General features: G+C 44.8%; 13 protein-coding genes. 2 read left to right on the top strand and 11 right to left on the bottom strand.

Annotated elements, in window-relative coordinates; all coding sequences use genetic code 11:
- Positions 1 to 54 precede the first annotated feature (54 nt).
- The 6 genes from AB4161_RS06245 to AB4161_RS06220 form a co-directional block, all read right to left on the bottom strand.
- Positions 55 to 864 carry an SDR family NAD(P)-dependent oxidoreductase gene (locus tag AB4161_RS06245; protein WP_372083026.1) on the bottom strand — a complete coding sequence of 270 codons (810 nt, stop codon included), beginning with the start codon at positions 862 to 864 and terminating at the stop codon, positions 55 to 57.
- Positions 865 to 1,142: 278 nt separating this feature from the next.
- Entirely contained in the window at positions 1,143 to 2,702 is a 1,560-nt protein-coding gene (gene glpD, locus AB4161_RS06240) for a glycerol-3-phosphate dehydrogenase (RefSeq protein WP_372083025.1), read from the bottom strand.
- Positions 2,703 to 2,972: 270 nt separating this feature from the next.
- Positions 2,973 to 3,758: a DeoR/GlpR family transcriptional regulator gene (locus tag AB4161_RS06235; protein ID WP_229648093.1), complete on the bottom strand. Its 786-nt coding sequence runs from the start codon at positions 3,756 to 3,758 to the stop codon at positions 2,973 to 2,975.
- A gap of 260 nt (positions 3,759 to 4,018) precedes the next feature.
- The gene (glpK, locus tag AB4161_RS06230) at positions 4,019 to 5,539 is read right to left on the bottom strand and encodes a glycerol kinase GlpK (protein ID WP_372083024.1); all 1,521 of its coding nucleotides are present in this window, start codon (positions 5,537 to 5,539) and stop codon (positions 4,019 to 4,021) included.
- Positions 5,540 to 5,598: 59 nt separating this feature from the next.
- Positions 5,599 to 6,453: an MIP/aquaporin family protein gene (locus AB4161_RS06225; RefSeq protein ID WP_004732234.1), complete on the bottom strand. Its 855-nt coding sequence runs from the start codon at positions 6,451 to 6,453 to the stop codon at positions 5,599 to 5,601.
- A gap of 448 nt (positions 6,454 to 6,901) precedes the next feature.
- Positions 6,902 to 7,333, bottom strand: a complete 432-nt coding sequence (locus tag AB4161_RS06220; RefSeq protein WP_372083023.1) for a PACE efflux transporter — start codon at positions 7,331 to 7,333, stop codon at positions 6,902 to 6,904.
- A 130-nt stretch (positions 7,334 to 7,463) separates the two neighbouring features.
- Between AB4161_RS06220 and AB4161_RS06215 the strand changes: the two genes are divergently transcribed.
- On the top strand, positions 7,464 to 8,354 hold the full coding sequence (locus tag AB4161_RS06215) for a LysR family transcriptional regulator (RefSeq protein WP_372083022.1): 891 nt from the start codon (positions 7,464 to 7,466) through the stop codon (positions 8,352 to 8,354).
- 95 nt (positions 8,355 to 8,449) lie between these two features.
- On the opposite strand, the gene arsB is transcribed toward AB4161_RS06215, so the two are convergent.
- The 5 genes from arsB to AB4161_RS06190 form a co-directional block, all read right to left on the bottom strand.
- On the bottom strand, positions 8,450 to 9,505 hold the full coding sequence (arsB, locus tag AB4161_RS06210) for an ACR3 family arsenite efflux transporter (RefSeq protein ID WP_372083020.1): 1,056 nt from the start codon (positions 9,503 to 9,505) through the stop codon (positions 8,450 to 8,452).
- Positions 9,506 to 9,614: 109 nt separating this feature from the next.
- Complete coding sequence (locus tag AB4161_RS06205) at positions 9,615 to 9,956, bottom strand: helix-turn-helix transcriptional regulator (protein WP_017064015.1); 342 nt, start codon at positions 9,954 to 9,956, stop codon at positions 9,615 to 9,617.
- A gap of 192 nt (positions 9,957 to 10,148) precedes the next feature.
- Positions 10,149 to 10,556, bottom strand: coding sequence for a glycine zipper family protein (locus AB4161_RS06200; protein WP_029235181.1), 408 nt, complete (start codon positions 10,554 to 10,556; stop codon positions 10,149 to 10,151).
- A gap of 31 nt (positions 10,557 to 10,587) precedes the next feature.
- Positions 10,588 to 11,250: an START domain-containing protein gene (locus tag AB4161_RS06195; protein ID WP_017069715.1), complete on the bottom strand. Its 663-nt coding sequence runs from the start codon at positions 11,248 to 11,250 to the stop codon at positions 10,588 to 10,590.
- Positions 11,247 to 12,410 (bottom strand): glycosyltransferase family 2 protein, encoded by a 1,164-nt coding sequence (locus AB4161_RS06190; RefSeq protein WP_017064013.1) that lies wholly within the window; start codon positions 12,408 to 12,410, stop codon positions 11,247 to 11,249. Before AB4161_RS06190 ends, AB4161_RS06195 begins: the two co-directional genes overlap by 4 nt.
- Before the next feature lie 262 nt (positions 12,411 to 12,672).
- Here AB4161_RS06190 and AB4161_RS06185 point away from each other — a divergent pair, with 262 nt between their 5' ends.
- The gene (locus AB4161_RS06185) at positions 12,673 to 13,470 is read left to right on the top strand and encodes a Cof-type HAD-IIB family hydrolase (RefSeq protein WP_372083019.1); all 798 of its coding nucleotides are present in this window, start codon (positions 12,673 to 12,675) and stop codon (positions 13,468 to 13,470) included.
- Positions 13,471 to 13,649: the final 179 nt, after the last annotated feature.

Here is a 13,649-nt window from a genome sequence, read left to right as displayed (position 1 = left end):
TAGTCACGTAGGGCTTTTTCTTGGAATCAGAAAATCACTTGAGCATAGCTGTCATTAAGAAAGCGTTGCTTTGATGATCTCTTCAATTTTAGCGACAACTTGTTGTGACTTATCGCCGTAAATCGCATCTGGGTGCGGGTTAGCAAACGTGTTGTTGTCGTTATCAAAGTATTGACCGCCTGCTTGTGCGAACTCATCAGACAATGATGCGCGAACCAGAATATCAGAACCGATGCTTAGGTCGCCGCCTGCAATGCCATAAGCGTCTTTCACCATCTTGCTGCCTAGTAACGAAGCTGGGTTGACAGCAACCACCATTGGCCCCGTAGAGCCTAACTCTTTTGCCATCTCACGAGTCCACATAGTGATCGCAAGCTTGCTTTGTGCGTAAGCGTCACCATCAGACATTGGTTTCTTACCTTCTAGCGCTTCGATGTTCACTGCTGCTTGCGCGGCTGAAGACAGGTTCACCACTCGGCTCGACGAATCGAATACTGGCAACAGGCGTTTGGTCAGATGATACGGCGATACTGTGTTTACAGCAAAACGAACATCTAAACCGTCTTTGGTGATTGAGTTGGGAGCATTGAACACACCCGCGTTGTTAATCAGCACATCAACCTTTTCGTGCTCGGCAATCACTTCGTCAGCCAGCGCATCAACATCTGCCAGAATAGACAAGTCTGCCACGTAGCTTTGGAACTTCGCTTGCGTAGAGAGAGCGATAAGTTGCTGCTCAACGTCTTTAAGTTTGCTTGGGTTACGTCCATGCAATAAAACGTGGTGACCTTGCTGAACGAGTGCTTTTGCTGTTTCGAAGCCGATACCATCGGTAGAGCCTGTGATCAGAATGACTTTTTGCATGGAATAGATTCCTTATTAAAGCGCTGACATCGTGAGCGTTTTGAATGAATTGTTTTGTTGAGATAAAGAATAGCAACCTTTCGTAAAATTGATAAAACACTATTTAGCTTTTGTTGAAAATAGAAGAGGGTAAAAGGGCGATTTGGTCGAGTGACAACTACTGAAGTGCAAGGAGTTGAACGCAAATAGTGGAGGCAAATAATAAAAAAAGCTTAGCGCGGGGGACGCTAAGCTTGTTTATTAATCAGGTTGTTGAACTGTGCTTGTTGGCTGGTGGATTAGCTTACTTGAGAAAAGCTTACCACTTTACGTTGTAGCTTCTCTTTTAAGTAATCAGACAATGCTTGTTGCTCAGATTCGCTCATGTACAAGCCAAGCTTGGTTCTGCGCCATAAGATGTCTTCGTCTGTCATTGCCATCTCTTGGTTGATCAAGTAATCAATCTCAGCTTGGTAAACACCGTGTGCTTCGCTTGAGAACTGGATACCAAGGTCGGCTTCACACGTAGCGCCTTCAAGTAGGTCCCATGTGTAGGTACCAAATTGGGTCACGTAACGAAGTAGCAGAGCTTCAGATGCCCAAGGGTATTTAGTGTGCATCATTGCTGCAAGCTGTTCGCGGCTGCAGCTGAAGTTACCACCCGGTAGTGTGTCGTTAGCTGTCCAAGGTGCGCCCATGTGTTTCAGGTAAGGTTCTAGCTTGTTCAGTGCCGCTTCACCGAGTTTACGATAAGTCGTTAACTTGCCACCAAAGATAGATAGCAGTGGTGCTTGATCCATTTCTGCATCCAGCTCCAGTGTGTAGTCACGAGTGATCGCTTGTGGTGAGTCAGATTCATCGTCACAAAGCGGTCTTACGCCACTGTATGTCCAGACCACATCGTCACGCTCTAGTTGCTTAACAAAATGCTGGTTAACGATATCAATTAAGTAATCAACTTCCACATCATCGATAGCCACTTCGCGAGGATCGCCTTTGTATTCAAGGTCGGTAGTGCCGATGATCGAGAACTTATCTAGGTAAGGGTTCATGAACACAATACGATTGTCTTTGTTTTGCAGAATGTACGCTTGTGGTTCGTCGTGAATGCGTGGCACAACAATGTGCGAGCCTTTGATCAGACGAATATTACGAGGCGAAGCCTGCTCTAACCCATCATCAAAGAACTGCTTAACCCAAGGGCCTGCAGCGTTAACAAGCGCTCTTGCTTTGCGTTCAAAGCGTTGGTTTGTCATCACATCAAGGATCGTCACATGCCAAATACCACCTTCGCGGTGCGCTTTTTCAACACGGCAGTAGTTACGTACTTCTGCGTTGTTTTCTTTCGCCGCCAACACGTTGAGCAATACCATACGAGCATCATCAACCCAGCAATCTGAGTATTCGAAGCCTGTCTTCATTTCTGGTTTCAGTAGCCCTGATTTTGCTAGGTTGACTGTCTTACTTCCAGGAAGAGTGGTGCGCTTACCCAAGTTATCGTAAAGGAATAGGCCACAGCGAATCATCCAAGCTGGGCGTAAAAATGGTCGATGAGGTAAACGGAAACGCATTGGCTGAGCAACGTGAGGCGCTTTTCTTAACAATACTTCACGTTCAGCGAGTGCTTCCGAAACCAAACGAAATTCGTAATGTTCAAGGTAGCGTAGGCCACCGTGGATAAGCTTTGAGCTAGCAGAAGACGTCGCAGACGCGAAATCATTTGCTTCGTATAAGCCAACGTTTAGACCACGACCTGCTGCATCTGCCGCGATGCCTGCACCATTGATGCCGCCGCCAATCACGATCAAGTCTAAAGTGGAAGATGTACTGTTGTTTGAATTATTTTGTTGAGCACTCATGGTTTTGACCTCTTTCTGAGCGAACGAGCATTTTAGAACATAATTGAATCCTATATGAACTTTCGTTTGCGGTCATTTATTATTTTCGTTTATGCGCGTTTTATGTGATTTGGGCATAAAAAAACCTCTGCTTATGAAAGCAGAGGTTCAAATAAGACTAATTCGAGCATAGAAGCGACAGTGACAGCGAGCAAGTTTTACTTTATTAACTTTTCTATAAAGAATGGTGATTCATTTAAGAAAGTGGCGTCACTGAGCTCTTATGTTTAGTTATTCGCTCATAGGACGAGCGGTATCGATCACTTCTAATGGTATTGCCGAATCTTTAAGGATGTTGAGAATCTCTTCCGGTGGCTGCTTATTAGTAAACACCATGTGGGCCTGAGAGATATTGCCGAGCTTAACCATCGCGTTACGACCAAACTTACTGTGGTCGACTGCCAGGAAGATGCTGCGGCTGTTTTCGATGATAGCTTGCTTCACTCGAACTTCATGGTAGTCAAAATCAAGCAGTGAGCCGTCAAAGTCGATGCCGCTGATCCCTAGAATGCCGAAATCGAGGCGGAACTGCTTCACGAAATCGAGTGTTGCTTCACCCACGATACCGCCATCACGGTTTCTCACTTCGCCACCTGCCAAGATAACCTTTATCTCTGGGTTTGGTAGCAGGATACTGGCAACGTTGATGTTGTTAGTCACGACTCTGAGTTGTTTGTGGTTTTTGTTCAGCGCGCGTGCCACGGATTCTGGTGTGGTGCCGATATCAACGAACAAGGTTGCACCATCTGGAATGTGTTTAACCAGCTCGTCGGCAATCACATCTTTTTCATTGAAGTTAAGCGCTTTACGCGTGTTGTAAGAGGTGTTTTCTGAGCTAAGAGGAATGGTTGCACCACCGTGATAACGACGGATTTTGTTGCTATCAGCCAGCTCATTGAGGTCTCGTCTGATGGTTTGTGGGCTGACATCGAACTTTTCAACGAGCTCTTCGGTGCTCACATATCCTTGTGTTTTTACCAGATCTACAATCTGCTGGTGTCTTGGTATCTGCTTCACTTAACTTACCACTCCCTGCGCGCAAAGGGCTCTAGCGCGTCAAAATCGAAAATATAAACTCACGCTATTGTGCTCGAATTGATGAAAAGAGAGAAGTAATGATGGTAAGGAATTATGTCTAAACCGCAAAAACGTTGATCAAAACATGAAAAAAAGGCCCCAAACGCAAAAAAGAGCACAAAATAGTGCTCTTTTTAGTTTCGTTTACTGAGGAACGAACAATTCAATCGATAAGAGAGTGATTATTCGAACGCTCGATTTTACACTTCGTCGTCATCGTGCAGCTCAGACCAAACTTGTGCACATTTGATAGCACGCTTCCAACCTTTGTAACGGCGGTTACGCTTCTCTTCATCGTGGTGTGGCAAGAACGTACGGTCTAGTACTGCTTTGTCTTGAAGCTCATCGATGCTGTCCCAGAAACCAACTGCTAGACCAGCAAGGTATGCTGCTCCCAGAGCGGTAACTTCAGTTACTTCAGGACGGTGAACTTCTGTATCTAGCACGTCTGATTGGAATTGCATTAGGAAGTTGTTCGCTACTGCGCCGCCATCAACACGTAGGTTTGCTAGCTTGATGCCAGAGTCCGCTTGCATCGCATCCAATACGTCACGAGTTTGGTAAGCAATACCTTCCAGTGTTGCACGAATGATGTGGTTAGAGTTAACACCACGAGTCAGGCCAACAATCGTACCGCGAGCGTAAGCATCCCAGTATGGTGCGCCTAAACCAGTAAACGCAGGGACTACGTAAACGCCGTTTGAAGAATCTACTTTGGTTGCGAAGTACTCAGAGTCTTCTGCGCCAGCCAGTAGCTTCATTTCATCACGTAACCATTGGATAGATGCGCCACCCATGAATACCGCACCTTCAAGTGCATAAGCTGGTTCGCCTGTAGGACCACATGCTAATGTCGTTAATAGGCCGTTCTTCGATGTTACTTTCTCTTGGCCTGTGTTCATCAGTAGGAAACAGCCCGTGCCGTATGTGTTTTTCGCTTGACCAGCTTCAACACACATTTGACCGTAAAGCGCTGCTTGTTGGTCACCCGCAATACCAGCGATTGGAATACGAGTACCGCCTTTACCACCAAGGTTCGTTTGGCCGTAAACTTCAGAAGAGCGTTTCACTTCAGGCATCATTGATGCTGGAATACCCATCTCGTCTAGTAGCTTGCTGTCCCAGCATAGGTCGTTGATGTTAAACAACATAGTACGTGATGCGTTAGTGTAATCCGTAACGTGTACACGGCCTTGAGTCATCTTCCAAACCAACCAAGTATCAACCGTACCGAACAGTAGCTTACCTGCTTCAGCGTCTTCGCGAGCGCCTTCAACGTTGTCTAGAATCCATTTTACTTTTGTACCTGAGAAATACGGGTCAAGGACTAAACCTGTATTGTCACGCACGTAGTCTTCTAGGCCACGTTCTTTAAGTTCTTCACAAATTTCTGCAGTACGACGACATTGCCATACGATAGCGTTGTATACCGGCTTGCCTGTCTCTTTGTTCCAAACGATGGTGGTTTCACGTTGGTTAGTGATACCGATACCCGCTAGCTCGTCGCTGCGAATGCCTGCTTTAGCCAAAGCTTCAACCAATGTAGAGCTTTGAGTCGCCCAAATTTCCATTGGATCATGCTCAACCCAGCCAGCTTTAGGATAAATCTGGGTAAACTCTCGCTGAGAAGAACTGACGATATTTGCATCATGGTCGAGAATTACGGCGCGTGAACTTGTTGTTCCTTGGTCTAGGGCAACAATGTATTTTTGCTCGGTCATGGTAAGAGTCCTTTTTCTTTTGTTATTTATATTTTAGTAAATGTAGGGTCGCTTAGGAATTAAGCTTGAGCTTGTTCAGCTTCTTCTTCTGTTTCACATTGGTTTGGAATTGTGCAGCCTTGGCCTTCTACTGGTAGGTAAGCACCGATAACACGTGGGTACAACCAACCACCAAAACACGCACCAGCAATTGGAGCAAGAATTGGAACGATGAAGTAAGGAATATCACGAGCACCGCTTAGTGCGAAATCCCAACCTGCAAAGTAAGCGAACAGTTTTGGTCCGAAGTCACGAGCAGGGTTCATTGCAAAGCCAGTCAGTGGACCTAAAGAACCACCGATAACCGCGATAAGAATACCGATCAGTAGAGGGTTCATTGCACCGCGAGATGCGCCGTTGTTCTCATCACCTAACGCTAAAATGGCAAACATCAACACTGCAGTAATCACGAATTCCACAGCAAAAGCGCCGAAGAAAGAAAGTGAAGCATGTGGGTAAGTCGAGAAGATACCAGCAGTTGATAGTGCGTCTTGGCTGCTACGAACGAAGTTGTGTGCAATTTCGTAGTCAGTAAATAGGTTGCTGTACAGGCTGTAAACCAATGCTGCAGAGCAGAAAGCGCCAAGCAGTTGCGAAATGATGTAAGGCACCACTTTTGCTTTATCAAAGCCATGGAACATGGCCAGTGCAATCGTTACGGCTGGGTTGATGTGTGCGCCTGAAACGCCGGCAGTACAGTAAATTGCAATCGCAACACCGAAGCCCCAGATGATGCTGATTTCCCATTGTCCGAATGTCGCACCAGTTAATACCAGAGCGGCCACACAGCCAACGCCAAAGAATATGAGTAATCCTGTACCGATAAATTCAGCCAAGCATTGCCCAAATAAAGAAGGGTGTTTGTTTGTTGTCATGTTCGAGTCCTTTTTAGTTTTGCTTATCTAGCACGTGTATTGTGCATATATTTGCGAACTCGAAAATAAACGAACATCAAAAGTGAGCGTTTGAGCATAAAATTGTTAATTAAAGTCACTTGAAATGTTAATCCGAACACTTTTGCTCGAAAAAGATGCTCGCATGAACGTCATTGCTCGAATTGATAGGTTGCGAAGCCGCTCAAACTACCTATATGTAAATGAATGCGCAACTGGTACGAGGAGTTTATGTTTGGATTTGTGATGCTACTTCGTGAGTGGCGGATTATTAGACTTAATTAGGGAGGGCTGTGTGATGTTTTTGCTATGTAACAAGGGAGTTAACAAATGAGCTTATATGCATAAATGAATAAACTGCCAACTATTTTGTAGTTTGGCAGTTTTCATTTGGGTGTATGTTCTTGTTATACGAGACGAACTTACCGCTCTAAACCAGAGCTGCCACTTTTCCTTTCGCAACCAATTGATATCGAACCGAGTCATACGCCCAGTTGAACGCTATCGCGTAGAGTACAAAGAAAATGACTAGGCCGATGTCCATAATCAATACGGTTAGGAAATCCAGCTTCAACACCCACATCAAGACTGGTAGCGTCACTGTCATTAAACCAAGTTCAAACCCCAATCCGTGTAAAACTCGGGTTTTCTTCGTTCGTTTTGTTCTGTCTGCCCCGAAGATTTTGTCGTAGCCGTAGTTGTAGACGTAGTTCCAAGCCATTGCTATTAGCGACATCGCAAGTGCTAACCCCGCCATTTCCCCAGCTCCATTGCCAGTAATGTAGGTTGCTAGCCCCGCCATCATGATCAGTGCGAACACTTCAAATAGCACCATGTGCAACATGCGTTCTTTATGTGACATTTTTCTAACTCTCTTTACGATTAAATAGCCGCCGATGGGCAAATGACTTGGCTAAATAATATCTACTTAAGTGATAATATAAAGATAGTTAGCATCACATATAGTGATAGTAAGATTTGGGAGAAACCGAATGTACAACATTGAACAACTGAAAATGTTTGTGTATGCCGTTGAATTAGGGTCATTTTCTGCCAGTGCTCGTCATTTGGGGAAGGTGCAGTCGGCGGTGAGCCAAGGCATCAGTAATCTTGAAATAGATTTTAATGTTGAGCTTTTTGATCGTTCGACTCGAAAGCCTTCACTAACCAAAGCGGGCGAGCAGTTATTTAAACAGGTGAAAGCGATCGTGCTTCAGGTTGAAGATCTGAATGTGACGGTTAGTGCGATGGGCAGTGGTGAAGAGGGGCTCATCAAAATTGCATTAGATGATTCACTATTGGTCCCGAATCTATCTAAGATCTTTAGTCAGTTCAGTCAACAATTCCCTGCGACTGAAGTGGAACTGGTTGCGTGTACCACGACAGAGGTCAATCCGTTAATTATCGAAGAGAGGGCCGACATTGGATTAATGTTTACTAACTTGGCTTTTGATGTCGGTTCTGAGCCTTGCTTTATCGGTCACTTACCGTTTATTGCTGTGTGTCATCCAAGTCATGCGCTCGCAAAAACAGGTGTGGCGAAACTCTCTGACTTACTCCCGCATCGTCAGTTAATGTTGAGGGGAGACAAAGGTAAGGTGATGGATCAGTTTCCGCTGATTGCCGGAAAGGTATGGTGGTCAAACAGCTTTATCGTCATTAAAGAGATGATTCTTGGTAGCGATATCGGTTGGGCATACTTACCGAAACACCTTGTTGAAGAAGAGCTTATTAAACAGCGCTTGGTAGAGGTGAATGTGTCATTTGACCATAAAACTTGGTCGCCTCCGGTTGATCTTGTTCTGTCTAAAACACGCTCAAAAGGTCCTGCATTACTTTGGCTTGAACAAGCATTGAAAGGCCTATTAGACGAAACTGAATAAAGAAAAGGCTCACCGTTTAACGTGTGAGCCTTTCTGTTCAAAGTGATGCTGCTTTTTGTTAGTTCTAGTTCTAGTTCTAGGTGTAGACGTAGATGCTATACGCTAGGTTTAACCGTCTGACCGTAGTAGTACTTGTCTTTCATCTTAAGCGCCACGTTCACAAGGTAAATCAGCACAGGGACTTCAATCAGTGGACCGATAACGCCTGCAAACGCTTGGTCTGAGTTGATACCGAATACTGAGATAGCCACGGCAATCGCTAGCTCGAAGTTGTTACCTGTTGCTGTAAATGCAATTGATGCGTTCTTGTCGTACTCGATGCCCATCTTTTTACCGATGAAGAAACTGATGAAGAACATCGCAGTGAAGTAGATAGTCAGTGGAACCGCAATTAATAGAACGTCCATTGGCAGTTCAACAATCATTTCACCTTTCAGGCTGAACATCAGAACGATAGTCGCCAGTAGTGCAATCAGTGTGATTGGAGAGATGCGTGGAATAAATACGTCGTTGTACCACTGCTCGCCTTTCATCGACACAAGGATCTTACGGCTTAGGAAGCCCGCTAGGAATGGGATACCTAGGTAGATAAGTACACTGTGTGCAATGTCGATCATCGAGATATCAACCAACATGCCTTCGTAACCAAATACTGGTGGAAGAACGCTGATGAACAACCACGCCATAAAGCTGTAGCTCACCACTTGGAATGCACTGTTTAGAGCAACCAATGCCGCGCCGTACTCTTTGTTACCGCCGCCGATGTCGTTCCAAACCAGAACCATCGCCACACAACGAGCAAGACCAATCAGAATCACCCCAACCATGTAACCTGGGTGGTCTCCCAAGAAAGTTAGTGCCAATACAAACATCAGAATTGGACCAACGATCCAGTTCATGATCAAAGAGAGCTTAATGGCTTTCTTATCTTTTACCACAGTGCCTAGCAGGTTGTAGTTAACCTTAGCCAGAGGTGGGTACATCATTAAGATAAGGCCAATCGCAAGCGGAATGTTAGTGGTGCCAACAGACATTGAATCGTTCCACTGTTCGATCTGTGGGAATAGGGTGCCGAGTAGTACACCAAGGCCCATGGCAATAAAAATCCACAGTGTTAAGTAGCGATCTAGAAAACCTAACTTTGGTTTCATGATAATCTCTCTTAGTTGATATCGTAAATCGTCGAAAAACGATTGGTTGTGGCAAAAAAACACGCTTAAAAGTAAAGGCTATCAAAGCCGATCATTCAAGCGTGAACTTCTATTTTAAAATGCTGTTAAATATCGATTCGAAGCGTTGAATATTGTCGCGGTCGATGCGGTAACACATCTTCGGCGGAATCGACTCAGCCGTAATAAAACCTGAGGCTTTCAATATTCTTAAGTGCTCTGATACCGTTGATTGAGCTAAACCCAATTCACTCACCAGATCACTGTTCAAGCAGCCGCCCGATTTTTCTAACGTGGAAAGGATACTCAATATACGTATTCTTGCTGGGTGAGCGAGTGCTTTCGCCAGTGCGGCCATTTGCTTTTCTGCTTTAGCATCACCGTGTTCGATGGGCAGAGAACAGCCACCAGATGTCGAGCAAGTTGAGTTCATATTGACGTCTCACTATCATTAATCGTTAAAAGACGATTAATGATAAGCCTATTTTAAATAGGGGTCAATGCTCACTGTCTATTTGAACGAACTTTAAGGTGGCGATTCAGGGACTATGGTTGAACTCTGCTTTGACTCAGCTACGCAAAATGGCGTGAACATCGATTAAACGCCATTTTGCTCGGTTATCCGCTAGTTAAGAACGGTATAGCCTCGGTTGATCATACAGTTACGATTCACTTGAAACTTCTGCTGCTCAGATAGCTCGGCGGATTGTCTTTTTTGAGCACCGTGCTTTAAAGCGCCGCTGATAATACCGATGCCAGCACCAATTTTTGCACCATCATGACCACTCCCGCCAGAGACGGCTCCACCAACCGCACCCAGCGCTGCACCCTTAGCGGTTGAACCGACAATATCGCTGCCAAGAGAATCGACCTCTTCAGGCTTCACTTGTTGAGCGTATTGCTCACATTCATACAGATCGGCGTGATACTGTGTTTCATCAACACCTTTAGTATCGACAATAATTTGATTAGCAAATACTGAACTTGATGCTACAAGCAATATCGCTGCGATTGGAGAGAATGGAAATTTCACAATATAGACCTCTAGAGTATTCATTGCATTGTTAAAGTGACGTGTAGTTCTCGATGAAATCAAGGCGACGATCGGTGTACTCACCAGAATCCAACATCTTAGATAACCCGCGAAGCGTGTTGTAAGGCTGAGAAACGGCCACCATGTTAATGAGCCAATACGGAATATCGCCACCTGGATCACTCAATACTCGATAAGAGATATGGGTGGTGTTTTCGTCGATTGGTGTCAGGATCCAACTCGCCTCTAATTCAGCCACTCTGATGATTTTTTTATTATTGTTTGGCAGGTAATCAGGCCTACCATGCTGACCAATGGTGACAACCATCGTCTCTGGATCTTGAGTGATGACGTTCTCTACGATAGCTTCACGATCGGCAACTGGCCAAGGTGCCTTGGTATAGGTTTTGGTGATCGTGTGCGCCGCACTAAAATGCTCTATTTCTTCCATGTCATCGATGTTTTCTACCCATTGCGTGCCAACAGAGGTATCGATAAAGAGTGCGATAATAGAAGTGAGGGACGCGTTGATGTCGCCTTCTGCTCGAAATTCTTTAAAGTGACTGCCTTCAATTTTACGGTTATAAACCTCGATGCCTTTTTTATCGCGTGCCAGTGACCAGCCATCGGTGTCTGATGCAAACACCGAAACTGAACAAGCAAGAAGAAGCAAAGTAATAATCTTATTCATCATGTTAATGAGCGCCCTTTCCAGCTGATTTTATTGGTTTTAGATAAGCGGTAACTGTTCAGCACGAGTAGGCTTTGAACACAAATACCGAAGGGTACGGTTAACGCAAATTTTGCGGGAACAAACAGTTCCTTAACCAAAATGAAGTAGGTGACGATCGACACCAAGAGCATCACAGAGCTGACAATGAGCGAATAAGCATGAATGGCAGACATGTCACTGATGAAGGCGTTCGCCGATACCAGCATCAAAAGCGGTCCCGCCCATGCGATGATGTTGGCTTTGATGAAGACTTTTAAAGCTTGTGCTTGCGATTGACAATTCACAATAAGATTCATGTTTTTGGAAAAGCCAGCCCAGATTGAGTTGAAGTCTGAATACATGTGCGTACTCATTAGTTTGTCTGCAAATGCCCAGAAAATCTTAAATCCATTGACCTTCATGACTTTTGCAAAGGCGATGTCTTCCGATATCGCGTTTGCTACTGCGGCGTGTCCACCGACTGCGTCGTAGGATTTTCGGGTAAACAACATCGCCTGACCGTTAGCAATCGCTTCTTCCTTAGTCATGTCGTTCGAGTTTTTAAAGTTCATATAAGATGCGATCGATAGAAAGATGCCCGGCAAGGTCGCTTTTTCTGCCACAGACGCAAAAGTTTGTTTTGGATTAAACGATAAGAGATCAGTTTTTTGTTGGATAGCAAAGTCGATAACGCTCTGTAGCATCGCGGGTGCTGAATCGGTATCTGCATCAATGAAATACACATATTCACCGCTCGCGTTGAGTGCGCCAGCCATACATGCATTGCTCTTACCAAGCCATCCGGTCGGTAACGTTCTACCTGAAATACAGCGCGCGTTAACGTCGAACTTACTGATCAATGCTTCTACTTTTGCACGGGTTGAGTCAGTAGAAAAGTCATCAACAACAATGACTTCAAACTTGTCTTTTGGGTAGCTCTGCTTCAATAGAGAGCCAAGGCTGATTTCAATATTGTCTTCTTCATTTCGCGCAGGAATAATGACGGAAACAGTCGGCCACTCAGTTCTTTTGAACGATATTTTAGGTTCAATGTGAATACGATGGCGCTCTAAGTTCGCAAGTGTGATTAGAAACTTGACGGTAACGATGCAAAGCAAGGTCGTAATAATAGCTAAAATCATAATGACTGTGGTCGGAATAAAGTGATGGAGAGACAGGAAAGAATATAGTGGAGTGTGACCTAGCGCACATCTTGTATGTAGGACTTAACCCTTCAAACTGGAATGCGCTTCTGTTAGCGTTTGCCTTGGAAAGATGTGAAACAGTGACTGACAGGCGGTAAAATAAGCATTGTATTCACCAGCGACTCTAGCGATATAATCGAACCCAGAACCGTTACTCAAGATAACGAATGATCATAATCCAATAATAGGTACGCCCGACATGCCCCAACAAAACATCAAATTTATCGCGACTGATATGGATGGCACCTTACTCGATGAGCATGGAAAGCTCGACCCTGAGTTTTTCAATCTTTATGAGCGCTTAGAAGCGCAAGATATTATTTTTGCTGCCGCGTCTGGCCGCCAGTATTACAGCTTGCTAGAAACATTTTCCCCGCTTAAAGATCGCATGATGTTTATTGCTGAAAACGGCACATTAGTGATGCACAAAGGCCAAGAACTTTACAGCTGCTTGCTTGATACCGATGCCATTAAAGAGATCATTAAAGAAGCTCGAGCTATTGAAGGCGCGCATGTGGTGCTATGCGGTAAGAAATCGGCATACATCGAAACCAAAGATGAGCGTGCTCTGGCGGAGATCTCTAAGTACTACCATCGCCGTGAGCAAGTAGAAGACTTGCTGGCGGTAGAAGACGATTTCATCAAGGTTGCTATTTGCCACTTTGATGGTTCACAAGAGAAAGTAAACCCAAGCATCGACGCTAAGTTTGGTGAGAATTACCAAGTGGTTGTGAGCGCAAAAATTTGGTTGGATGTGATGAACGCTGAAGCGTCAAAAGGTGCGGCGCTCAAGCATCTGCAAAACACATTAGGTTTCACTTACGAGCAGACCATGAGCTTTGGTGACTACCTGAATGACTTGGAAATGCTTAAAGAGAGCTACCACTCTTACGCAATGGAAAACGCACATCCTAAGCTGAAAGAGATCGCACGTTTTGGTGCGCCAAGTAACGTTGACGCGGGTGTGTTCCAAGTACTTGAGAAGTTGCTAGCGTAACGCTCTTAAGCTAGATTCGATTTTTATCAAAGCCAACTCGTGAAAATGAGTTGGCTTTTTTGTTGGCTGCTGTTGTATTGAGTTAAATTTGAACGAGTGTTCAGCTTGTTGTAGTCTAACCAGAAAGATGGGTATTCACTTTGAATTGGATACGCCTTAGTAACGATATTTGGAATGAT

Source organism: Vibrio sp. 10N.286.51.E5, assembly GCF_041469125.1.
GTDB classification, from domain to species: Bacteria; Pseudomonadota; Gammaproteobacteria; order Enterobacterales; family Vibrionaceae; genus Vibrio; species Vibrio crassostreae_C.
The sequence above is the reverse complement of the archived record's forward strand: the minus strand, read 5'-3'. Positions and strand labels throughout refer to the sequence as shown.